The following is a 23,046-nucleotide window of genomic DNA, read 5'->3' on the forward strand; positions in this document are numbered from 1 at the left end:
AATGCCACTTTCTCGCCTCATCATTCAGCAGTTTCGAAACATTAAAGCCTGTGATATTGACCTATCAGCAGGCTTTAACTTTCTTATTGGGCCGAACGGCAGCGGTAAAACCAGTGTTCTAGAAGCGATTTACTTGCTCGGACACGGACGCTCTTTCAAGAGTTCGCTGACGGGTCGAGTTATCCAAAATGAGTGTGACGAACTGTTTGTTCATGGTCGTTTTTTGAACTCGGATCAATTTGAGCTACCTATCGGCATTAATAAGCAGCGTGATGGCTCAACAGAGGTTAAAATAGGCGGTCAATCTGGGCAAAAACTGGCACAACTCGCACAAGTTTTACCTTTGCAGTTGATACATCCGGAAGGGTTTGATCTACTAACGGATGGCCCAAAACATCGTCGTGCCTTCATCGATTGGGGTGTGTTTCATACCGAGCCCGCTTTCTATGATGCATGGGGACGTTTCAAGCGTCTTAACAAGCAACGCAATGCACTGCTTAAAACCGCCAGAAGTTATCGCGAGCTCAGTTATTGGGATCAAGAGATGGCGCGTTTGGCTGAAAACATCAGTCAATGGCGAGCGCTTTACATCGAACAGATGAAAAGCGTAGCGGAAACCATCTGTCAGACATTTTTGCCAGAATTTGAGATCCAATTAAAGTATTATCGTGGATGGGACAAAGATACCCCTTATCATGAGATACTAGAAAAAAATTTCGAGCGTGATCAGTCGTTGGGCTACACCTTTAGCGGTCCGAACAAGGCTGATCTGCGCATTAAAGTGAACGGAACGCCCGTTGAGGACGTTTTGTCACGCGGTCAATTAAAACTCATGGTGTGTGCATTGCGTGTCGCGCAGGGACAACACCTTACCGAAATGACCGGAAAACAATGTATTTACCTAATTGACGACTTTGCGTCGGAATTAGATAGCCAACGTCGCAAGCGTCTTGCTGACTGCTTGAAAGAGACGGGCGCACAAGTATTTGTAAGCTCTATCACTGAAAGCCAAATCGCCGATATGTTGGACGATACGGGCAAATTGTTTCATGTGGAACATGGCAGGATAGAGTCAAACTAGAAGAGAGAAACTCATGTCTGAAAATTACGATTCATCGAGTATTAAGGTACTGAAGGGTCTGGATGCGGTACGTAAGCGTCCAGGTATGTACATCGGCGACACGGACGACGGCACTGGTCTTCACCACATGGTCTTCGAAGTGGTGGATAACTCAATTGATGAAGCGTTGGCAGGTCACTGTAAAGACATCGTTGTGACAATTCATGAGGACAACTCGGTTTCAGTTACGGATGATGGTCGTGGCATTCCAACAGAAATGCACCCAGAAGAAAAAGTATCAGCAGCAGAAGTTATCATGACGGTACTTCACGCTGGTGGTAAGTTCGACGATAACTCATACAAAGTATCGGGCGGTCTTCACGGCGTAGGTGTTTCAGTAGTAAACGCACTGTCTGAAAAAGTGGTTCTGACTATCCACCGCGGCGGTCATATCCATACGCAAACTTACCATCACGGTGAGCCTCAAGCGCCACTAGCAGTAATTGGTGATACTGACCAAACGGGTACACAGATCCGCTTCTGGCCAAGCGCTGAAACCTTCACAAATATCGAATTCCATTACGATATCCTAGCAAAACGTCTACGTGAGCTTTCTTTCCTAAACTCAGGTGTTTCTATCAAGCTGGTTGATGAGCGTGAAGCAGACAAGAGTGACCACTTCATGTTTGAAGGTGGTATTCAAGCGTTCGTTGAGCACCTAAACACCAACAAAACACCAATCATTGAGAAAATCTTCCACTTCGATTTTGAACGTGAAGATGGCATTGCTGTAGAAGTAGCAATGCAATGGAACGATGGCTTCCAAGAGAACATCTACTGTTTCACTAACAACATCCCGCAACGCGATGGTGGTACTCACCTTGCTGGTTTCCGTGCTGCGTTAACACGTACGCTGAATACCTTTATGGATAAAGAAGGTTTCTCTAAGAAAGCGAAAACAGCAACATCTGGTGATGACGCTCGTGAAGGTCTAACTGCGGTTGTTTCAGTTAAAGTGCCAGATCCTAAGTTCTCTAGCCAAACTAAAGACAAACTGGTTTCTTCTGAAGTGAAGTCAGCGGTTGAATCAGCAATGGGTGAGAAACTGTCTGAGTTCCTGATTGAAAACCCGACAGAAGCGAAGATGGTTTGTTCGAAAATCATCGATGCAGCTCGTGCTCGTGAAGCAGCGCGTAAAGCTCGTGAAATGACTCGTCGTAAAGGCGCACTAGACCTAGCTGGCCTACCAGGCAAACTTGCAGACTGTCAGGAAAAAGATCCTGCACTCTCTGAACTATACATAGTGGAGGGTGATTCGGCAGGCGGCTCCGCAAAACAAGGCCGTAACCGTAAGAACCAAGCAATCCTACCGCTAAAAGGTAAGATTCTTAACGTAGAAAAAGCACGTTTCGACAAGATGCTTTCTTCTCAAGAAGTAGCAACGCTGATCACTGCACTAGGTTGTGGTATCGGTCGTGACGAGTACAACCCGGACAAACTGCGTTACCACAACATCATCATCATGACCGATGCTGACGTCGATGGTTCGCACATCCGTACGCTACTGTTGACCTTCTTCTACCGTCAAATGCCAGAGCTTATTGAGCGTGGCTACGTGTACATCGCTCAGCCACCGCTTTACAAAGTGAAGAAAGGTAAGCAAGAGCAGTACATCAAAGACGAAGACGCGATGAACCAATACCAAGTTGCTTTGGCACTTGATAACGCATCGCTACACGTAAACGCAGAAGCGCCAGCATTGGCTGGCGAAGCACTAGAGAAGCTAGTTCAGCAATACAACGCTGGTATCAAGCTAGCGGATCGCATGAGCCGCCGTTACCCAAGCGCACTAGTTCATGAGCTAATCTACACGCCGCGTCTAACGGCAGAGCAATGTCACGATGCTGCAGCAGTAGAAGCGTGGACAAAACAGCTAGTTGAACAGCTAAACGCAAAAGAAGTAGGCGCAAGCCAATACAGCTTCGAAGTTGAGCAACACGAAGAGCTAGGTCTAAACCTACCTAAGATCATCGTACGTACTCACGGTGTGACTCATGACTACGCACTAAGCATCGACCTACTGAACTCTAAAGAGTACGGCAAGCTAGCGGATCTATCTGAAGCACTAGATGGTCTGCTAGAAGAAGGCGCTTACATCAAGCGTGGTGAGCGTACTCAGCCAGTCTCAAGCTTCGCATCGGCACTTGAGTGGCTAATCAAAGAGTCGCGTCGTGGTCTAAGCCTACAGCGCTACAAAGGTCTAGGTGAGATGAACCCAGATCAGCTTTGGGAAACCACAATGGACCCTGAGACACGTCGCATGATGCAAGTAACCATCGAAGATGCGGTAGGCGCAGACCAATTGTTCACAACGCTAATGGGTGACCAAGTTGAGCCGCGTCGTAACTTCATCGAAGAGAACGCGCTTAAAGTAGCAAACCTAGACGTGTAGTCGTACAGACTCAGTCAAATCATACTAAAAACGCCATCTCGCAAGAGGTGGCGTTTTTTTATTGGGTAGAAACGAGATAAAAGAGTCGAGATACGAGAACGGCTGCGCCCTATGAATATGGGAACGCTTCGAGAGGGAGGAACGACCGAGTCGGGGATCTAAAAATATTTTCATCGGAGCCCTTGAAAGCCCATTTTTCGACCTTATATCTAGTTATGAAGAGGGATGGCTAACTTGCTCAACAAGAGAAGAAAAGCGCCTCTGGAATCGCTAAACGAGATCGCTCAGGAGAGGATACTCAATATTAGCACACAACTTGACCCTAGATTCGACATCATGTCCCCGCACCTAAAGAGTAGGTCAGAGGAATGAATCATCGGATCCCTTAGCTCGGCGTTTTCTTGCATAAATGCGCCACGTGGATGACCTTCATCTGGGCTAAGACTATTGCTTAAAAGAGGATAGATTATGCGTAATGTAGATTTCTCACCACTATACCGTAATGCAATTGGCTTCGACCGTCTGTTTAACCTGATGGAAGCAAGCTCTGCGAAGAACACTTCTGGCGGTTACCCTCCATACAACATCGAGCAAAAAGACGAGCACAACTACCGTATTACTATGGCAGTCGCTGGCTTTGCTGAAGATCAGCTCGATTTGACTCAAAACGAAAACATGTTGATCGTGAAGGGCGAGCGTAAAGCAGAAGAAGGTAAAAACTACGTTTACCAAGGCATCGCAGAACGCGATTTTGAACGTAAATTCCAACTTGCGGACTACGTAAAAGTCGTTGGCGCATCAATGGAAAATGGTCTACTTCATGTTGATTTAGTTCGTGAAATTCCAGAAGCGATGCAACCGCGTAAGATTGCTATCGGTGGTAACAACCTGATTGAAAACAGCTAATCAGCTGATGACACTTCAGTTAACCACACGGTTATAGAATGAGAAAGAGCGCCTTCCATTATGGAAAAGAGCGCTCTTTTTAGTTTGGGGCTTTCAAAGCCGTAATTTCAAAGAGAAGCGGCTGAGTTTAATCGGTTTATTTACCTTCGCGGTAAGCCTTTTCCACTTCTTCTGCGATAATCGCAATGCCTTTTTGCATCATCTCATCGTCTTGAACGTAGTTCATACGCAAGCATTGGTGCGCGTGATCCCACTCGTCTTTCTGACCAATAAAGAAGTATTCACCCGGAACAATCAAGACCCCACGCGCTTTCAAGCGTTGGTAAAGTTCCATTGTCGTAATTGGCAGTTCATCAAACCATAGCCACAAGAAGATAGCGCCCTCTGGTTTGTGGATACGGAAGCGCTCATCGGTAATCGCTTCTTGAAGCAGTTCAACTGCACGTTGCGACTTCTGCTTGTAGAACGGCTTAATTACCTCTGAGCTCAGTTTAAGCAGATCGCCTTTACCAATGATGTGGTTTGCTAACGCTGGACCAACACTGCCTGGAGCTAGGCTGATGATGCCGTTCATATTGGTTAATGCTTGAGTGATTTCTTCACTCGCAATCACAATGCCACAACGCACGCCCGGCAAGCCAAGTTTAGATAGGCTCATGCACAGGATGGTGTTTTCATTCCAGAACGGCTCGACATCTTCAAAGATGATGTTCGGGAAAGGTAGACCGTAGGCGTTATCGATAATCAGTGGGATGTTGTTCTCACGTGCTAGCTTGTCCAGTTTACGCACTTCTTCATCTGTCAGTACGTTACCCGTTGGATTGGTTGGGCGAGACGCGCAGATTGCCGCAACAGAGTCATTGACGGTGAGCTGCTCAAAATCGACGTGGTATTTAAACAGACCGTTATCCAACAGCTCGATCTCTGGGTGGTAAGAGACAAAGATATCTTCATCAATACCTGCGTCACCATAACCGATGTACTCAGGCGCGATAGGCAGTAGCACCTTCTTATGCGAACCGTCTGGCTGCTTACCTGCCAACAAGTTGAACAAGTAGAAAAAGCCACTTTGGCTGCCGTTAGTTAGGCTGATGTTCTTCTCGGAAATATCCCAGCCGTAAGTTTCACGGAATAACTGAGCCAGTGCTTTAACGAACGCGTCTTTGCCCTGCGGACCATCGTAGTTGGCGAGGGCGGCGACGAGCTCCCCACTGGCGAGCATTTCCTCACTGGCTTGGTGAAAGTAATCGAGCATGGCAGGAATGGCGGCTGGGTTACCTCCACCGAGCATGATGGCACCTGGTGTGCGCAGACCATCATTCAAATCGTCCATTAACTGCGTGATACCTGAATACTGATTAAATTTTTCACCAAACTTAGAGAACTGCATTTGTCGTTATACCTAATTCATTGTGATTGCTTTGTGTATGTTTGTGCCGATGTTTTATCGGCTTATCGAGTAATCCTTGACCTTACCTCAATGCGTAATTAACGCAAAGTGTGAATTAAGCCGAAAAAGAAAAAAGTGTGTCATCAGACCAGAGGTACGAGATAAAAAGGCAAAAAGAGCAATAAAAAAGGGAAGCTTATGCTTCCCTTGCTGGTGGAGAGAGTGTGATTTACTCACCGGTGTAAACAATCAGCACCTTATCGTCTTGGTATTGGCGTTCGAACGCGTAGTAACCTTCTTGATTGCGAGTGATGTGCTTACCTTGAGCAACTGCTGGGTGGCGTTTACGGAATTCCCCCAACTTTTGCCAATGTTGCAGTAGATCTTCTCGCTCGCCATGAATCTTATCCCATGGCATATCTGAGCGTGTGCCTTGGTGAGCATCTGAACCAGTAATGCCAAAATCACGAGCTATCTCATCACCGTAATAGATCTGTACTGCACCGGGAGCCAGCATCAGAGCATTTGCTGCACGTGCTTGGTCATCAAAGCTGCGGCTGCGTGCTGACCAAAACAGCTGTGTATCGTGTGAAGACAGATAGCTCAACACGTTGAACTCAGGATCGGTATTGATGCGTTCTGCATAGCGGCGGTAATCATTATCAAGTTGAGCGAAACACTTCAGCGCTTTTGGTGCTACATCAGATTGGAACTCGAAGTTGATGATGGAATCGAAGCCGTTATCGAAATACGGGCTCTTCACTACGCTGTGTGCCCACACTTCACCTGTCATCCAGAAAGGTAGGTCATCCAAGGCTTTGTCCGGGTTGTTTTGCTTCCACTGAGCAAGCGCCTGAGTGGTGCTGGCTTTCAACTCTGCCCACGCTTCCATTTCTACGTGTTTAGCGGTGTCGACACGGAAGCCATCAATGCCATAGTCGCGCACCCAATCGGATAACCAGGTAATCAGGTGTTCACGTGGGGTTTGCAGCTCATCTTGCGCATTGGTGTCTTTATTGCGGAAGAAGTTTGGTAATCCGGTTTTCTGAGTCGATTCGGTTTTGAGATCCGGTAGGTAGTTCAAAGACATGGTGATGTCGTTGTAGCCCGGAGCATCGTAGTCACCAATGTCGGTGCGGATCCAATCTTTGCCCCACCATTTATCCCACGCTTCGCTATCACCGTATTTGATGTAATCGTTGAAGCTGTGCCAGCTTTGTCCTGATTTTGGCTGCCAGTCGGTCCATTTTTCACCGAGGACTTCTTTGGCTTCTTGGTCATCAAGGTAAAGCTGACCAAAGCCGAATTCCTGCATGTCTGCTAATGTTGCGTAGCCAGTGTGGTTCATGACTACATCCCAAATCACGCGGATGCCTTTCTTGTGGGCGGTATCGACGAAGGTTCTGAGTTCATCTTCGGTACCCATGTTGGCATCAAGCTTGGTCCAATCTTGGTGATAATAGCCGTGGTAGCCATAGTGTTTAAAATCGCCTTTATCGCCGCCGCCAACCCAGCCGTGGATCTGTTCCAGTGGCGAGGTTATCCAGATAGCATTCACACCAAGTGATTCGATGTAATCGAGTTTTTTCGTCAGACCCGCCAAGTCACCACCGTGGAAGGTGCCAATCTCATATTTTCCGTCTTTGCTGCGACCGTAGCTGTTGTCGTTGTCTGGGTTACCGTTGTAGAAGCGGTCGGTCATGACGAAGTACACCGTCGCGTTATCCCAGCTGAATGGTTTATCGGCTTGCTGTTCAACTTCTTCTAGCAGCAATAGACCTTGGCTCATAGGACCCGGTTGCATGGTGACGGTGCCATTGGCGACTGTGGCTTCTTGTCCGGTTAAGGCATCACGAACGACAGTGCCATCATTAAAGGTTTGAGCAACGTTGATGGTTTTTGGCGCGTCAGTTGCGACAGGGCAAGAGTAGGTGATGTCCTGACTCTGCTTTGGTTTGATTTTGACCGTTAGCTCGTTGGTGGTTGGGTTGAGCGTAAATTGATAGGTATTGGCTTTGAAGATGCGCAGCGGCATTTGTGCATCAGTGGCGCAGTTATCCATTTTTAATGGACGATTGAACTTGATGCGTTCTTCTTCTGCTAGGGCAAAGCTACTGCCACAGCTTTGCTTGCTGTCTGCAATGGTAAAGGTGTAACTGCCTTTTTCGAGTTTTTGCTCGGCGACAAGTAAGCCTTGTGAGTTTTCCTCAAAAACAGCGGTGTCATCACCAACGCTTAATACGATGGCATTTTCTGGAATCTGGCTGCAGGCGCTCAGTAGACCGATAGAGAGTGCGAGAATTGTTTTTTTCATTGTGTCCTTCCCCCGAATAAACAGTCCAGTTATAGCAAAACTGTGCCTCTACAATCCGAGCTCTACACCAACAAGTTAAACGCGTCTCACCCTACAAATTTTAGTCTTGTTCACAAAATGAATAATAAGCGTCACCTTCATCGGTTTGAAGGCAACAAAAAAGGGAAGCATCTGCTTCCCTTTTAGTTATTTCTTAATCACTTCGAAGAGTAATGAATTACTTTTGAAGCAAAGAAATGTCTGCGATCTGTAGGAACAGGTTACGCAGGTTGTTCAGTAGTGTTAGACGGTTCTTCTTAAGTGCTTCGTTGTCTGCCATTACCATTACGTTATCAAAGAACGCATCAACTGGTTCACGTAGGTCAGCTAGCTTGCTTAGGGCTTCTTGGTAGTTACCTGTAGCAAATGCTGGCTCTAGCGCTTCCGTCATTACTTCAACGCTTTCTGCTAGTGCTTTCTCTGCGTCTTCTTGTAGAAGTGCTAGGTCGATGTCTGCTGCTAGTTCGCCGTCGAATTTCGCTAGGATGTTACCTACACGTTTGTTCGCTGCTGCTAGAGACTCTGCTGCTTCTAGTTCACGGAAGTGAGAAACCGCTTTAACACGTTGGTCGAAGTCTGCTGGTTTCGTCGGGCGACGCGCTAGAACCGCTTGAATGATGTCTACGCTGAAACCTTCGTCTTGGTACCAAGCACGGAAACGACCAAGCATGAACTCGATAACGTCTTGTTCAACGTTGTCGTTGGTTAGGCGGTCGCCAAACAGTGACTTCGCTTTTGCTACTAGGTCAACAAGATCTAGGTTGTAGCCGTATTCAACGATGATACGTAGTACACCTAGAGATGCGCGGCGTAGTGCGAATGGGTCGCTGCCTTTAGGTGCTTGACCAATACCGAAGATACCTACGATAGTGTCTAGCTTGTCTGCCATTGCAACTGCAGTTGAAACACCGTTTGATGGCAGTTCATCACCTGCGAAACGAGGCATGTATTGCTCGTTCAGTGCTACTGCAACTTCTTCTGCTTCACCGTCGTGGCGAGCATAGTGCATACCCATAACACCTTGAGTATCCGTGAATTCGAATACCATTGAGGTCATTAGGTCACATTTTGCTAATAGACCAGCACGCTTTGATTTCTCAACGTCAGCACCGATTTGCTCAGCAATGTAGCCAGCAAGCTCTGTGATGCGGTCTGTTTTGTCTTTGATCGTACCCAGTTGCTTTTGGAAGATCGCTTGCTCTAGTTCAGGCAGACGGTCGATAAGCGGACGCTTACGGTCTGTGTTGAAGAAGAATTCTGCGTCAGCAAGACGAGGGCGAACCACTTTCTCGTTACCTTCGATTACGTAACGAGGTTCTTTTGATTCGATGTTCGATACGAAGATGAAGTTAGGTAGTAGCTTCTTGTTTTCGTCGTAAACAGGGAAGTATTTTTGGTCACCTTTCATGGTGTAAACCAACGCTTCAGAAGGCACTTTTAGGAACTCTTCTTCAAACTTCGCTGTTAGTACCACTGGCCATTCAACCAGAGACGTTACTTCTTCTACTAGGTCATCTTCTAGATCAGCGATACCGCCAACCGCTGCTGCCGCTTTTTGTGCGTCAGCTAGGATGATTGCTTTGCGCGCTTCGTAATCTGCCATTACTTTACCGCGCTCTTCTAGGATCGCAGGGTATTGCTCAGCAGAATCGATAGTGAACTCTTGCTCACCCATGAAGCGGTGACCACGGATAGTGCGGTCTGAAGCAACACCAAGGATCTCGCCTTCGATTAGGTCGCTGCCCATTAGCATGGTTAGCGTCTTAACTGGACGGATGAACTGAGTTGTTTTGTTACCCCAGCGCATTGGTTTTGCGATAGGTAAGTTTGCTAGTGCTTTCGCTGCAAGTTCAACTACGATCTCAGACGTTGGCTGACCTTTCACTTCTTGTTTGAACAGTAGCCATTCACCTTTGTCTGTAACCATGCGCTCTGCTTGGTCAACCGTGATGCCACAACCGCGTGCCCAACCTTGAGCCGCTTTTGTTGGGTTGCCTTCCGCGTCAAACGCTGCAGAAACCGCAGGACCACGTTTTTCAACAACTTTGTCAGACTGGCTGTCTGCTAGTGCTGCTACTTTAAGTGCAAGACGACGAGGCGCCGCGAACCATTTCACGCCTTCGTGAGCAAGCTCAGCGCCTTTTAGTTCTGCTTCGAAGTTTGCTGCGAATGCTTCAGCTAGAGTGCGAAGTTGCGTTGGTGGTAGCTCTTCTGTACCTAGCTCGATTAGAAATTCTTTTGCCATGTTACTCTACCCCTTACGCTTGTTCTTTCTTACACATTGGGAAGCCAAGAGCTTCACGCGATGCGTAGTATGCTTCTGCAACTGCTTTAGTCAGGTTGCGGATGCGTAGGATGTAACGTTGGCGTTCAGTTACTGAGATCGCTTTACGTGCGTCTAGTAGGTTGAATGCGTGACCCGCTTTTAGAATGCGCTCGTAAGCAGGTAGTGGCAGTGGCTTTTCAAGTTCAAGCAGTTCTTTACACTCTTTCTCACACTGTTCGAAGAAACCAAATAGGAATTCCACGTCTGCGTGCTCGAAGTTGTAAGTCGATTGCTCTACTTCGTTTTGGTGGAAGATATCACCGTAAGTCACTTTGCTGCCGTCTGGTGCGATGTTCCAAACTAGGTCGTAAACAGAGTCTACTTCTTGGATGTACATTGCTAGACGTTCGATACCGTAAGTGATCTCACCAGTTACTGGCTTACACTCAAGGCCACCAACTTGCTGGAAGTAAGTAAACTGAGTCACTTCCATGCCGTTTAGCCAAACTTCCCAGCCTAGACCCCATGCGCCTAGTGTTGGGTTTTCCCAGTTGTCTTCTACGAAACGAATGTCGTGAACAAGTGGGTCGACACCAAGAACCTCTAGAGAACCTAGGTACAACTCTTGGATATTGTCTGGCGATGGTTTTAGCGCTACTTGGAATTGGTAGTAGTGCTGAAGACGGTTAGGGTTTTCACCGTAACGGCCATCAGTAGGACGACGTGAAGGTTGTACGTAAGCTGTAGACATTGGCTCTGGGCCAAGTGCTCGTAGACAGGTCATTGGGTGAGAGGTACCCGCACCAACTTCCATATCTAGTGGTTGAACAATGGTACAACCATTTTGAGCCCAATAATCCTGCAGCGCGAGGATCATTCCCTGGAAGGTTTTGATATCGTATTTTTGCATAAGTCAGGTTCGCGCGATTCTCTTATTACTCGTGAATTCGTCTCTTTTTTGTTGGGTTTTCTTGCCTCAACAATGGCGATTCAAAGTAATTACGGTTGAATAAATTAACAATCAAGTATACCCAGATATTGAGCATGGGAGTAGAGCTAATCTTGATTAATTCGTGGGCAATTTTCTCCTTTAATGGATTTTTACCGCTTTATCTGCTGAATTTTTCTTAAAAGGGAGTTTTCACTGGCTTTCACTCTTGAGGTGATGAGGAAACATGGCTAGAATTGCGCCTGTCTTTGGGGAGTAGCTTACTCGATGAAATGTCTGTTTCATCCAGTTCGTTCGTCAACATAATTGGTGCAAAATCACCATGGCGTTCGAGACTCATCAACCCGATGAGTTTAGCAAGACCTTAGACAAATCATCATGAACCGGGGTGGGGCGTGAGATTTGTCTTAGGTTAAAAATAATTATCCCGCCCCAATGAGCATGTCGTGAGCGTTTTAGCTATTTCAATTACTACTGTAGCGTTAGCAGAAATTGGCGATAAGACCCAATTGCTATCTCTATTACTTGCCAGTCGTTACCGCAAGCCAATCCCTATTATTGCAGCAATCTTTTTGGCAACCATTGCCAACCACGCTTTGGCTGCATGGTTAGGTGTGGTGGTGGCCGATTATCTTTCGCCTGAAGTTCTCAAATGGGTGCTGGTGGTCAGTTTTGTCGCCATGGCGGCTTGGGTGTTGATCCCAGATAAACTGGATGACGACGAGCAGATCTCCAACCGTGGTCCATTCATTGCGAGTTTTATTGCTTTCTTCGTTGCGGAGATTGGCGACAAGACTCAGATTGCGACTTCTATCTTGGGTGCGCAATACGCAGATGCATTGAGTTGGGTGATTCTTGGCACCACGATTGGTATGTTGCTGGCGAATGTACCTGTTGTCCTTATTGGTAAATTGTCGGCTGATAAGATGCCTTTAGGGCTGATTCGTAAGGTGACTGCATTCTTGTTTATCGCGCTAGCTATCGGAGCGGCATTGTTCTGATTTGTTGCACGTAAAATGGTGTGAATTATCAATAACTAGAGAAGTAATACACAACGTCAAACTCTGACTCAAAATCGTTCAAGACCGTGACGGATGACATATTACTGTCATACTTGTCATGGTAATTTAATGGTGTGAATGATAGCGAGAGGGCAAAGGTATGCTTACACGTTACATGGGGATGACCCCAAAGAGTCAGAGTTATTTATTCACCTTTGGTTTGGCGCTTTGCTTGCTAGCAATGGTGCTGACTGATATGTGGCTACCAATTGTAGCAGGGTCCTTTATTCTTACTGGTTTAACGGTAGAAGCATGGATTCGGGTGGCTCATATCATTCCGATGCATGAGGAAATGCGTGCAATGCGAAAGCAATTGAACAAGCTACAATCTGAAGTTCGCACACTAGAATACGATGAATAAACAAACGGCAGCCTACTGGGCTGCCGTTTTTGATCTTGCTGAGATTATTCCAAACCTTTCTTAATTAGGTACTGGTATGGAAGTTGCTCCGTTTGTGCCGCAATCAACTGGTGATCCATAAATCGGCAGAAGCTCGGGATATCTCGAGTTGTGGATGGGTCGTCCGCTTTAACCAGCAACACCTCACCATCTTGCATGTTTCGAATTGTCTTCCTGACCATCATCACTGGCTCTGGGCAGCGTAATCCTTCCGCCTCTAATGTCTTGGTCGCCAGTTCAGGATTAAAACTCATAATGTGATTCTCGTAACTAACTGAGCGGTGAATTTTACTTTCGTTGAAAAAATATTCAATAACCACTTGGCAAACCGAATTTTTTGATTTACCTTAAATTAACAATTTGGTAACAACTGGTAAGGAGACACGATGTTAACAGCGTTAGACAGACTAACCATCTATTCGGTTTTGTGTTTCATCTCGTTCTGCGCATTAGTACTCAGAACACCAGCTGAAACCTCATTGCTGCCTCTTGTAGGCATGAGTGCAACGATTATTGGGATTTGGATTGAGATGCACAAATGGTCAGGTGCATCTGAGCAAGAAAATTAGCGCTTCTTGCTGTAATCGGAACCTATTGATATACCGCTCACCAAGTTTAACGACACTTCATTCCGACACTATCCCCATTTTTCTTGGGCTTCCCCGCTGAAAGGCGGGATTTTTTTTGCCTGAAGAGTACAATTTACCTAAATCCCCTACATGGTAAGTGGCAAATCGTGGAATTAGAAGACATCTATCGTCGAGATCTGAATTTATTGGTCGCATTACGTGTGTTGATCGAAGAGAGCAGTGTCAGTAAAGCAGCAACGCGTCTCAATTTAAGCCAGTCGGCAATGAGTCGTGTGCTAGGGCGTTTACGCGATCTGCTTGGTGATCCGCTGTTTACGCGTCAAGGTCAGCACTTGATCCCAACTCAAAAAGCGTTAGAAATTGATCGCTCTTTGGGTGAGCCTTTGGAGTCACTACGCCAATTGCTTTCTCCACGTGAGTTTGATCCACGCAGTTGCGATCAGACGTTTAATATCGCCACGACTGACTACGCGATGCAAACCATTCTGCCCTTCGCATTGCCACGTATTTATCAAGAAGCGCCTAACGTGTCGTTTAACTTCTTGCCACTGCAACACGACCGCTTATCTGATCAATTAACATATGAAGGCGCGGACTTAGCGATTTGTCGCCCTACAGGTCCTGTGGAGCCACTACGCAGTGAAGTGCTAGGGCGAGTCGGTGTGCTATGCATGCTCTCCAAGCAACATCCATTAGCCGATAAAGAGATGAGTCTGGATGATTACCTCAGTCATCCGCATGCCATGATTGCCATAAGCGATGGGGTTAAAGCGCTGATTGAGCAAGCGCTGGTGGAGAAGCCGCAACGTCAGATGGTATTGCGCGCTTATCACTTGGAAGCGGCGCTGGCGATTGTCGATACTCTGCCAATTATCATTACCGTACCGGCCGATTTAGCGTACTTGGTTGCTGATCGCTATGACTTAGTGGTGAAGCCATTACCATTCCAATTCACGCCGTTTGAATATTCGATGATTTGGCACGCACGTTGCGAGCACTCTCCCGCTCAAGAATGGTTGCGTGCCGTGGTTCGTGAAGAATGTAGTCGTCTTATTGCCAAGCGAATTGAAGATATGGGATTGGACTGATTTTTTCGATAATCGAAATAGCAAAAAGCCGGGCAATGACCCGGCTTTGTTTATTCTATCGAAGGGTTAACGCTTATAGCTTGATAACCACGCGACCAGTTACTTGGCCGTTTGTGATGTCTTCAGCGTATTTTGGTGCTTCTGCTAGTTCTACCTCAGTACAAGCTTGTTCGAAGTAGCTGTCTGGTAGTAGCTCAACCAATTTTTCCCATGCTGCAGTACGTTTTTCAAATGGGCATGAAACAGAATCCACACCTTGTAGACGAACGTTACGTAGGATGAACGGCATCACTGTGGTTGGTAGATCGAAGCCACCAGCAAGACCACAAGCTGCAACTGCACTGTTGTAATCCATTTGCGCCAATACTTTTGCTAGTACTTTGCTGCCCACAGTATCAACGGCACCTGCCCATACTTGCTTCTCAAGCGGACGTGCTGGCTCTTCAAATTCAACGCGGTCGATGATGCGACTAGCACCAAGTTTTTCTAGTAGTGGGCCGTTTTTCTCTACGCGGCCTGTCACTGCAGCAACTTTGTAGCCAAGCTGTGCTAGAAGCGTTACTGCTACTGAGCCTACACCGCCACTTGCGCCAGTTACTAGGATTTCGCCGTTTTCAGGTTTGATGCCTGCATCAAGCAGTGCTTGAACACATAGCATGCCAGTGAAGCCAGCAGTACCCACCATCATTGCTTTCTTGCTGTCTAGACCTTTTGGTAGTGGTACCAGCCAATCCGCTTTTAGACGAGCGCGCTGAGACATACCGCCCCAATGGTTTTCACCTACACCCCAACCAGTAAGAACAACTTTGTCGCCTGCTTGGTAGCGGTCGTCTTCTGAGCTTACTACTGTACCTGCTAGGTCAATACCCGGCACCATCGGGAAGTTACGGATGATTTTACCTTTACCTGTAATTGCAAGACCGTCTTTGTAGTTCAACGATGAGTAATCAACGTCAATCAGAACGTCGCCTTCAGGCAGTTGTGTTTCATCGATTTGCTCGATGCTAGCGATAGTACGTTTGTCTTCTTGATTTAGAACTAGAGCATTAAACATAAGGTTCTCCGATTGTGCGGTAGCGTGACTCTGGGTCACATGCAGCAAGATATCAACTGCTGCTAAGTGTATGTCTTCTTTGTCTATGAATAAAATGAAACTTGAGCATTTAATGTATGCTTTTTGTGCATGTAAGCAATATTTAGCGTAAAACAAAGGGCGACATCAGATGCCGCCCTTAAGTGTAATACTAAAAATTTTCAGTATTGGTTCATTTGCTCGTGATTGTTGGATTGATCACTACAACCTAGCGTTTCTCAAGCAAACTATGGTCGTTCAAATACCGTCGCAATACCCTGACCTAAACCGATACACATGGTTGCCAGACCGTATTTCGCGTCTTTGGCTTCCATTAGGTTGATTAATGTCGTTGAGATACGTGAGCCAGAACAACCAAGTGGGTGACCCAATGCAATCGCACCACCGTTAAGGTTGACCTTCTCATCCATAACATCAAGCAGACCCAAGTCTTTAGCACATGGTAGAGACTGCGCAGCAAATGCTTCGTTTAGCTCGACCACATCCATGTCTTCAATTGAAAGACCAGCACGCTTGAGCGCTTTTTGCGTCGCAGGTACAGGACCGTAACCCATGATTGAAGGATCGCAGCCCGCAATGGCCATACCTTTAATGCGTGCACGAATCTTCAAACCAAGCTCATTGGCTTTTTCTTCGCTCATGATCAGCATTGCTGATGCACCATCAGACAGCGCCGATGATGTACCAGCTGTTACTGTGCCGTTGGCAGGATCGAAAACAGGGCGAAGTTGAGATAGACCTTCAACGGATGTTTCAGGGCGAATCACTTCATCGTAATCCAGAGTGAACAGCGTGCCGTCAGCCGCATGACCTTCAATTGGTAGGATTTCGTTTTTAAAACGACCCTCTACGGTTGCAGCATGTGCACGAGCATGAGAACGCGCAGCAAACTCGTCTTGTTGCTCACGGCTAATGCCATGCAGCTTACCAAGCATTTCAGCGGTTAAGCCCATCATGCCTGCTGCTTTTGCAACCGTCTTTGACATACCAGGGTGGAAGTCCACGCCGTGATTCATTGGTACGTGTCCCATGTGCTCAACACCACCAATTAGGCAGATTTCAGCGTCACCCGTCATGATGGCACGTGTACCGTCGTGAAGCGCTTGCATTGATGAACCACACAAGCGGTTAACCGTCACGGCGCCAATCTCAATAGGTAGGCCAGCAAGCAGCGCCGCATTACGAGCAACGTTAAAGCCTTGCTCTAGTGTTTGTTGTACACAACCCCAGTAGATATCTTCAATCTCGCTTGGGTTCACCTGTGGGTTACGCGCAAGAATACCCTTCATTAGGCGTGCGGATAGATCTTCTGCTCGCGTATGACGGAAAGCACCACCTTTAGAGCGACCCATTGGAGTACGTAGACAATCGACTACGACAACATTTCTTGTTTGATTAGTCATTTTAGAATCCCTCCTTAGATAGAACCTTGCTGTTGTGCACCGTAAAAGCTTTCACCTTTCGCCGCCATATCACTCAGCATCTGTGGTACTTGGTACATTGCACCGAGCTCTGAGTATTGTTTTGCCATTGCAACAAACTCAGCAATACCTACGCTATCTAGGTAGCGGAATACGCCGCCGCGGAATGGAGGGAAGCCAAGACCGTAAACCAGCGCCATATCCGCTTCTTGTGGAGTGGCAATGATGCCTTCTTGCAGACACAGTACCACTTCGTTGATCATTGGAATCATCATACGTTGAATGATGGTTTGTTCGTCAAAGTCTTGCTTATCGGCACAAACGTCAGCGAGTACTGGCAAGATTTCTTCAGAGAAGGTTTTCTTAGGCTTACCTTTTCTATCAATGGTGTAGCTGTAGAAGCCATTGCCATTCTTCTGGCCGTATTTATCTGCTTCGAACAGCGCATCGATCGCGTCACGACCTTGTTTGCCCATACGCTCAGGGAATCCTTGTGCCATTACGGCTTGTGCGTGGTGAGCAGTATCAATCCCAACAACGTCCAGCAAGTATGCAGGTCCCATTGGCCAGCCAAACTTACGTTCCATGATTTTGTCGATTTTCGTAAAGCCAGCACCATCGCGAAGTAACATGCTGAAGCCACCAAAGTATGGGAACAACACGCGGTTTACAAAGAATCCAGGGCAGTCATTAACGACAATTGGTGATTTGCCCATTTTCGCTGCGTACGCAACAACGCGATTGATGGTTTCATCAGAGGTGTGTTCACCACGGATGATCTCAACAAGAGGCATGCGGTGCACTGGGTTGAAGAAGTGCATGCCACAGAAGTTTTCTGGGCGTTTCAGCGATTTTGCCAACAGGTTGATAGGAATTGTCGAGGTGTTTGAGGTGATAACCGTGTCTTCACCGACATGTGATTCGACTTCACTCAGCACTGCTGCTTTTACTTTCGGGTTTTCTACTACGGCCTCAACAATTACGTCTGATTCTTCGATGCCTGCGTAATGTAGGCTTGGTGTGATAGACGCTAAAATACCAGCCATCTTAAAGCCATCAATGCGACCACGAGATAAGCGTTTATTTAGCAGCTTAGATGCTTCAGTCATGCCTAAATCGAGTGAAGGTTGCGCGATGTCTTTCATTAACACCGGTACGCCTTTGAGTGCAGATTGGTAGGCGATGCCGCCGCCCATAATGCCCGCACCAAGCACAGCCGCACGTTGCGTGTCTTTACTTGCTGACTTAGCTGATTTTTTCGCAAGCCCTTTAATGTATTGGTCGTTAAGGAACAAACCAACCAGTGATTTTGCTTCTTCAGACTTAGCCAGTTTTACGAAGTGCTTACGTTCAATGTCGAGTGCTTCATTACGAGCAAAGCGAGCGCCTTCTTCAATAGTAATAACGGCTGTCATTGGAGCTGGGTAGTGAGGACCCGCTTTCTGAGCCACTAGACCCTTCGCCATGGTAAAGCTCATCATTGATTCAAGCTTACTTAGCGTTAGAGGTGATGTCTTTTGCTTGCGACGAGCTTGCCAATCTAGTTTTTCGTTGATTGCCGATGTCAGTGTTTGTAGTGCTGACTCGTAAAGTGCGTCGGTATCAACAACCGCATCAAGAAGACCAATCTTTAACGCTTCATCCGCACGACACGCTTTACCTTGAGTGATCACTTCCATTGCGCTGTCGGCGCCAATAACACGTGGCAGACGTACACAACCACCAAAGCCCGGCATAATGCCTAATTTTGTCTCTGGTAGACCGATGCTGGTGGTCTTGTCACCAATTCGCATATCAGTTGCAAGCACACACTCACAGCCGCCGCCTAACGTGTGACCTTTTAGTACCGAGATAGTCGGGACGGGTAAGTCTTCCAGCTTGTTAAAGATGCTATTAGCAAATTGCAGCCACTGATCGAGCTCAGCGTCTGTCTTGGCAAAAAGACCTAAGAATTCGGTGATATCAGCGCCAACAATGAACGCGTCTTTATCTGAGGTGAGCATCAAGCCCTTCAGTCCTTGGTGCGCTTTTAGTGCATCAAGGGCTTTGTCGAGTGACTCTAGTGTCGCTAGGTCTAGCTTGTTAACGGATTTTGGAGAGCAGAAGCTTAGTTCTGCAATACCATCTTGTACTTCCTTTACCTGTAGGGTTTCGGCTTGGTAAATCATTGTCTATCTCCATGACATACAATCTTGGATTGTCTGTATACCAATTTGATGCGGGCTGAGCGCCTGTAGGGCAGCAAATCGATATAGAGGAAAGTCGTTTTATTTATTGTTCTGGTTAGACCAGTGAAGTTAGTTTGGACTTCGGATTGGTTAATTTCAATACATTTTTTAAACAAGTGTTTAACATTGTGCGCTAAGGCAGATCTTATGCGACTCACAATTACCTCTCGTGATAGACTCTGAACAAAGAGAAAAGTGACCTAATCCTATGAATGACCTGCCTTATCTGATTCCTGCTCAGCCTGCTCAATTTGAAGAAGAGATCAAAAAGAGTGTCTTTATTACTTACTTAGCACACACGCCAAGCGTGGAAGCGGCGAAAGCATTCGTTGAGCAGATCAAAACCAAGCATTCTGATGCAAGACACAACTGCTGGGGATTTGTTGCAGGTCGACCAGAAGACTCGATGAAGTGGGGCTTTAGTGATGATGGAGAACCATCGGGAACAGCAGGTAAACCGATCCTTGCTCAGCTGTCTGGCTCCGGAGTTGGAGAGATTACAGCTGTAGTGACTCGATATTCTGGCGGCATCAAGCTCGGTACAGGTGGTTTGGTCAAAGCTTATGGTGGCGGCGTTCAACAAGCGCTCAAGCTGCTTCAAACAATTGAGAAAAAAATAACCACAAAACTCCGACTAGAGTTAGACTATGGGTTTATGCCTATCGCACAGTCGCTTATGCCCCAGTTTGGTGCGGTTGAAGTGGATGCTGAATACAGCGATCAGGTGGTATTAGTGGTGGAAATTGAGCTACGTGAAGTGAGCGCGTTTACCCAAGCTATCATCAACAAAAGTGGTGCAAAGGCAATTGTCACCCCACTAGACGGACAATAATGAAAAATAGGAAGCCACAGGGACAGCTTCGCTAGTCAATCAATCCATGCAATTTCGTTCAATTATTCGAATCGTCGGGCTATTGCTCGCACTTTTTAGTGTCACAATGCTCGCGCCTGCGCTGGTTGCGCTTATCTATCGAGATGGTGCGGGTGTACCTTTTGTCACGACTTTCTTCGTACTTCTTGTATGCGGTGGGATCTGTTGGTTCCCAAACCGCAGGCACAAACACGAGCTTAAAGCGCGTGATGGCTTCCTTATTGTTGTTCTTTTCTGGACTGTACTTGGCAGTGCTGGCTCTATCCCTTTTCTGATCTCAGATAACCCCAATGTGTCTGTGACTGACGCCTTTTTTGAGTCCTTCTCTGCTTTAACAACAACGGGTGCGACGGTGATTGTCGGGCTCGACGAGTTGCCAAAAGCGATTCTCTTTTATCGCCAGCTGCTACAGTGGTTTGGCGGTATGGGTATCATCGTGTTGGCGGTAGCCATTCTTCCTGTTCTTGGTATCGGTGGTATGCAGCTGTATCGTGCCGAAATACCGGGACCGGTAAAAGATACTAAGATGACCCCGCGTATTGCTGAGACAGCAAAAGCACTGTGGTACATTTATTTGAGTTTGACTATCGCATGTGCCGTGGCATTTTGGTTGGCTGGTATGACGCCATTTGATGCTATCAGTCATAGCTTCTCCACCATTGCTATCGGTGGCTTCTCTACGCATGACGCCAGCATGGGCTATTTCGATAGCTATGCCATTAACATGATTACCGTTGTCTTCTTGTTAATCTCAGCATGTAACTATTCTTTGCACTTCGCTGCGTTTGCGTCTGGCGGCGTGCATCCTAAATACTATTGGAAAGATCCAGAGTTCCGCGCGTTCATCTTTATACAAGTTGTTTTGTTCTTGGTGTGCTTCTTATTATTGTTGAATCACCATTCTTACGACTCAACCTATGACGCATTCGATCAAGCGCTTTTTCAGACCGTGTCCATTTCAACTACGGCTGGCTTTACCACAACTGGGTTTGCTGATTGGCCATTATTCTTACCAGTGCTGTTGTTGTTCTCTTCTTTTATAGGTGGTTGTGCTGGCTCGACTGGCGGCGGCATGAAAGTGATCCGTATTCTGCTACTGACCTTACAAGGTGCGCGTGAGCTGAAGCGTTTGGTGCACCCTCGTGCGGTGTACACCATCAAAGTAGGTGGTAGTGCGCTACCGCAAAGAGTAGTTGATGCGGTTTGGGGATTCTTTTCTGCTTACGCTTTGGTGTTCGTGGTTTGTATGTTGGGCTTGATTGCTACAGGGATGGATGAGCTAAGCGCGTTCTCTGCAGTTGCAGCAACGCTCAACAACTTAGGTCCAGGCTTGGGTGAGGTTGCGCTTCACTTTGGCGATGTGAACGACAAAGCAAAATGGGTATTGATTGTTTCTATGCTGTTTGGACGTTTGGAAATCTTTACCTTACTTATTCTACTTACGCCGACGTTTTGGCGTAGCTAAGGGGAAATCGTGGCAAAAGCATTATTTCTATATTCCTCCCGTGAAGGGCAGACAAAAAAAATTCTCCACTATATAGATGAGAAGCTAACAGACTTCGAATGCGAGCTGGTGGATTTACATAATGTTGAGACGATTGATTTTAGCCAATACGACAGGGTATTGATTGGAGCGTCTATTCGTTATGGTCATCTTAATAAGAAGCTGTACCAGTTTATTGAGCGAAACCTCAATCAGCTTGAACAAAGTAAAGTGGCATTTTTCTGCGTAAACCTAACCGCTCGTAAAGAAGACCAAGGAAAGGATACGCCAGAGGGCAGCGCTTACATTCGTAAGTTCCTAATTAAGTCACCTTGGAAACCAACCTTAATCGGTGTTTTTGCTGGTGCTCTTTATTACCCACGTTATGGTTGGTTCGACAAAACGATGATTAAGTTTATTATGTCGATGACGGGTGGCGAAACCGATACGACCAAAGAAGTGGAATACACCAATTGGGAAAAAGTGGCTCTTTTCGCAGATAAATTCAAAGAACTGTAGAAATAACGTGCTCTTTTGACCGCTTTTGACGCAAATTTATCCGAACGATAAAAAAATCAAAAAAAACGAGAAAAAGGGCTTGCCAATGTGATCGCAATCTCTATAATGCCACCTCGCTGACACGGCAACGCTTCGAAAGAAACGAAAGCCAAGTTAGCAAGCCAATTAGCCAAGCGGAAACGCTTGAAAAAAGTTTGAAAAAAGTGATTGACACTAAACTTTAACTCGCTAAAATGGCCGTCCGATTTGAGCAAAGCTCAATAGGAAAGATCTTTAACAATATAGACCTATCAATCTGTGTGGGCACTCGTTGATGATAATCCAATTAGATACTTCGGTATCAAATTAGGTTTCAATGATACGAAGTGACCATTGAATCGAAAGATTCAGCACAGTCAATTCAAACATTACTTATGTAATGTTCAGTATTCATTGAGCCGAACAAAATCTTAAATTGAAGAGTTTGATCATGGCTCAGATTGAACGCTGGCGGCAGGCCTAACACATGCAAGTCGAGCGGAAACGAGTTATCTGAACCTTCGGGGAACGATAACGGCGTCGAGCGGCGGACGGGTGAGTAATGCCTAGGAAATTGCCCTGATGTGGGGGATAACCATTGGAAACGATGGCTAATACCGCATAATGCCTACGGGCCAAAGAGGGGGACCTTCGGGCCTCTCGCGTCAGGATATGCCTAGGTGGGATTAGCTAGTTGGTGAGGTAATGGCTCACCAAGGCGACGATCCCTAGCTGGTCTGAGAGGATGATCAGCCACACTGGAACTGAGACACGGTCCAGACTCCTACGGGAGGCAGCAGTGGGGAATATTGCACAATGGGCGCAAGCCTGATGCAGCCATGCCGCGTGTGTGAAGAAGGCCTTCGGGTTGTAAAGCACTTTCAGTCGTGAGGAAGGT

18 protein-coding genes and 1 rRNA gene are annotated in these 23,046 nt (G+C 46.7%); 11 read left to right on the plus strand and 8 right to left on the minus strand.

Features of this window, described 5'->3' with window-relative positions; genetic code table 11:
* The first annotated feature begins 1 nt into the window (after position 1).
* The 3 genes from recF to ATB78_RS23870 all read left to right on the plus strand — a co-directional run bounded on the left by recF (position 2) and on the right by ATB78_RS23870 (position 4,418).
* The gene (gene recF, locus ATB78_RS23860) at positions 2-1,081 is read left to right on the plus strand and encodes a DNA replication/repair protein RecF (RefSeq protein ID WP_005440847.1); all 1,080 of its coding nucleotides are present in this window, start codon (positions 2-4) and stop codon (positions 1,079-1,081) included.
* Between the two features lie 13 nt (positions 1,082-1,094).
* On the plus strand, positions 1,095-3,512 hold the full coding sequence (gene gyrB, locus ATB78_RS23865) for a DNA topoisomerase (ATP-hydrolyzing) subunit B (RefSeq protein ID WP_005440849.1): 2,418 nt from the start codon (positions 1,095-1,097) through the stop codon (positions 3,510-3,512).
* A 468-nt stretch (positions 3,513-3,980) separates the two neighbouring features.
* Positions 3,981-4,418, plus strand: coding sequence for an Hsp20 family protein (locus ATB78_RS23870; RefSeq protein WP_005440850.1), 438 nt, complete (start codon positions 3,981-3,983; stop codon positions 4,416-4,418).
* Positions 4,419-4,554: 136 nt separating this feature from the next.
* Here the strand turns inward: ATB78_RS23870 and ATB78_RS23875 are convergent, their stop codons facing one another.
* The 4 genes from ATB78_RS23875 to glyQ all read right to left on the minus strand — a co-directional run bounded on the left by ATB78_RS23875 (position 4,555) and on the right by glyQ (position 11,337).
* Complete coding sequence (locus ATB78_RS23875; protein WP_045485292.1) at positions 4,555-5,808, minus strand: valine--pyruvate transaminase; 1,254 nt, start codon at positions 5,806-5,808, stop codon at positions 4,555-4,557.
* A gap of 229 nt (positions 5,809-6,037) precedes the next feature.
* Entirely contained in the window at positions 6,038-8,122 is a 2,085-nt protein-coding gene (locus ATB78_RS23880) for an alpha-amylase (protein ID WP_061010821.1), read from the minus strand.
* A 217-nt stretch (positions 8,123-8,339) separates the two neighbouring features.
* A complete protein-coding gene (glyS, locus tag ATB78_RS23885) occupies positions 8,340-10,406 on the minus strand; it encodes a glycine--tRNA ligase subunit beta (protein WP_061010822.1) in 2,067 nt (688 codons plus the stop codon).
* A gap of 13 nt (positions 10,407-10,419) precedes the next feature.
* Entirely contained in the window at positions 10,420-11,337 is a 918-nt protein-coding gene (glyQ, locus tag ATB78_RS23890) for a glycine--tRNA ligase subunit alpha (protein WP_005440855.1), read from the minus strand.
* 485 nt (positions 11,338-11,822) lie between these two features.
* Between glyQ and ATB78_RS23895 the strand changes: the two genes are divergently transcribed.
* Both ATB78_RS23895 and ATB78_RS23900 read left to right on the plus strand, forming a co-directional pair.
* The gene (locus tag ATB78_RS23895; protein ID WP_010444803.1) at positions 11,823-12,377 is read left to right on the plus strand and encodes a TMEM165/GDT1 family protein; all 555 of its coding nucleotides are present in this window, start codon (positions 11,823-11,825) and stop codon (positions 12,375-12,377) included.
* A 160-nt stretch (positions 12,378-12,537) separates the two neighbouring features.
* Complete coding sequence (locus ATB78_RS23900; protein WP_009708061.1) at positions 12,538-12,798, plus strand: hypothetical protein; 261 nt, start codon at positions 12,538-12,540, stop codon at positions 12,796-12,798.
* A gap of 44 nt (positions 12,799-12,842) precedes the next feature.
* On the opposite strand, the gene tusA is transcribed toward ATB78_RS23900, so the two are convergent.
* Positions 12,843-13,091, minus strand: coding sequence for a sulfurtransferase TusA (gene tusA / locus ATB78_RS23905; RefSeq protein WP_005426051.1), 249 nt, complete (start codon positions 13,089-13,091; stop codon positions 12,843-12,845).
* A gap of 132 nt (positions 13,092-13,223) precedes the next feature.
* Here tusA and ATB78_RS23910 point away from each other — a divergent pair, with 132 nt between their 5' ends.
* Together ATB78_RS23910 and ATB78_RS23915 are read left to right on the plus strand one after the other, a co-directional pair.
* On the plus strand, positions 13,224-13,406 hold the full coding sequence (locus tag ATB78_RS23910; RefSeq protein ID WP_009708062.1) for a hypothetical protein: 183 nt from the start codon (positions 13,224-13,226) through the stop codon (positions 13,404-13,406).
* Between the two features lie 167 nt (positions 13,407-13,573).
* Positions 13,574-14,515: a LysR family transcriptional regulator gene (locus ATB78_RS23915; RefSeq protein WP_009708063.1), complete on the plus strand. Its 942-nt coding sequence runs from the start codon at positions 13,574-13,576 to the stop codon at positions 14,513-14,515.
* Between the two features lie 73 nt (positions 14,516-14,588).
* Here the strand turns inward: ATB78_RS23915 and ATB78_RS23920 are convergent, their stop codons facing one another.
* From ATB78_RS23920 to fadB, 3 genes are all read right to left on the minus strand, one after another.
* Entirely contained in the window at positions 14,589-15,569 is a 981-nt protein-coding gene (locus tag ATB78_RS23920; protein ID WP_009708064.1) for an MDR family oxidoreductase, read from the minus strand.
* A gap of 266 nt (positions 15,570-15,835) precedes the next feature.
* A complete protein-coding gene (fadA, locus tag ATB78_RS23925) occupies positions 15,836-17,011 on the minus strand; it encodes an acetyl-CoA C-acyltransferase FadA (RefSeq protein ID WP_005426042.1) in 1,176 nt (391 codons plus the stop codon).
* A 14-nt stretch (positions 17,012-17,025) separates the two neighbouring features.
* A complete protein-coding gene (fadB, locus tag ATB78_RS23930) occupies positions 17,026-19,197 on the minus strand; it encodes a fatty acid oxidation complex subunit alpha FadB (protein WP_061010823.1) in 2,172 nt (723 codons plus the stop codon).
* Positions 19,198-19,465: 268 nt separating this feature from the next.
* Between fadB and ATB78_RS23935 the strand changes: the two genes are divergently transcribed.
* The 4 genes from ATB78_RS23935 to ATB78_RS23950 all read left to right on the plus strand — a co-directional run.
* Entirely contained in the window at positions 19,466-20,089 is a 624-nt protein-coding gene (locus ATB78_RS23935; protein WP_009699111.1) for a YigZ family protein, read from the plus strand.
* Between the two features lie 46 nt (positions 20,090-20,135).
* Positions 20,136-21,593: a TrkH family potassium uptake protein gene (locus tag ATB78_RS23940; protein ID WP_005440865.1), complete on the plus strand. Its 1,458-nt coding sequence runs from the start codon at positions 20,136-20,138 to the stop codon at positions 21,591-21,593.
* Positions 21,594-21,602: 9 nt separating this feature from the next.
* Complete coding sequence (gene hemG / locus ATB78_RS23945; RefSeq protein WP_061010824.1) at positions 21,603-22,130, plus strand: menaquinone-dependent protoporphyrinogen IX dehydrogenase; 528 nt, start codon at positions 21,603-21,605, stop codon at positions 22,128-22,130.
* A gap of 451 nt (positions 22,131-22,581) precedes the next feature.
* A 16S ribosomal RNA gene (locus tag ATB78_RS23950) occupies positions 22,582-23,046 on the plus strand; the annotation flags it as partial.

The sequence above is a fragment of the Vibrio sp. CUB2 genome (assembly GCF_001557945.1).
Taxonomy (GTDB): Bacteria; Pseudomonadota; Gammaproteobacteria; order Enterobacterales; family Vibrionaceae; genus Vibrio; species Vibrio owensii.

Excerpts from the sequence above, each read along its gene's own strand:
- recF (WP_005440847.1), top strand. The coding sequence starts at position 2 with ATGCCACTTTCTCGCCTCATCATTCAGCAGTTTCGAAACATTAAAGCC.
- gyrB (WP_005440849.1), top strand. The coding sequence starts at position 1,095 with ATGTCTGAAAATTACGATTCATCGAGTATTAAGGTACTGAAGGGTCTG.
- ATB78_RS23870 (WP_005440850.1), top strand. The coding sequence starts at position 3,981 with ATGCGTAATGTAGATTTCTCACCACTATACCGTAATGCAATTGGCTTC.
- ATB78_RS23875 (WP_045485292.1), bottom strand. The coding sequence starts at position 5,808 with ATGCAGTTCTCTAAGTTTGGTGAAAAATTTAATCAGTATTCAGGTATC.
- ATB78_RS23880 (WP_061010821.1), bottom strand. The coding sequence starts at position 8,122 with ATGAAAAAAACAATTCTCGCACTCTCTATCGGTCTACTGAGCGCCTGC.
- glyS (WP_061010822.1), bottom strand. The coding sequence starts at position 10,406 with ATGGCAAAAGAATTTCTAATCGAGCTAGGTACAGAAGAGCTACCACCA.
- glyQ (WP_005440855.1), bottom strand. The coding sequence starts at position 11,337 with ATGCAAAAATACGATATCAAAACCTTCCAGGGAATGATCCTCGCGCTG.
- ATB78_RS23900 (WP_009708061.1), top strand. The coding sequence starts at position 12,538 with ATGCTTACACGTTACATGGGGATGACCCCAAAGAGTCAGAGTTATTTA.
- tusA (WP_005426051.1), bottom strand. The coding sequence starts at position 13,091 with ATGAGTTTTAATCCTGAACTGGCGACCAAGACATTAGAGGCGGAAGGA.
- ATB78_RS23910 (WP_009708062.1), top strand. The coding sequence starts at position 13,224 with ATGTTAACAGCGTTAGACAGACTAACCATCTATTCGGTTTTGTGTTTC.
- ATB78_RS23920 (WP_009708064.1), bottom strand. The coding sequence starts at position 15,569 with ATGTTTAATGCTCTAGTTCTAAATCAAGAAGACAAACGTACTATCGCT.
- fadA (WP_005426042.1), bottom strand. The coding sequence starts at position 17,011 with ATGACTAATCAAACAAGAAATGTTGTCGTAGTCGATTGTCTACGTACT.
- fadB (WP_061010823.1), bottom strand. The coding sequence starts at position 19,197 with ATGATTTACCAAGCCGAAACCCTACAGGTAAAGGAAGTACAAGATGGT.
- ATB78_RS23935 (WP_009699111.1), top strand. The coding sequence starts at position 19,466 with ATGAATGACCTGCCTTATCTGATTCCTGCTCAGCCTGCTCAATTTGAA.
- ATB78_RS23940 (WP_005440865.1), top strand. The coding sequence starts at position 20,136 with ATGCAATTTCGTTCAATTATTCGAATCGTCGGGCTATTGCTCGCACTT.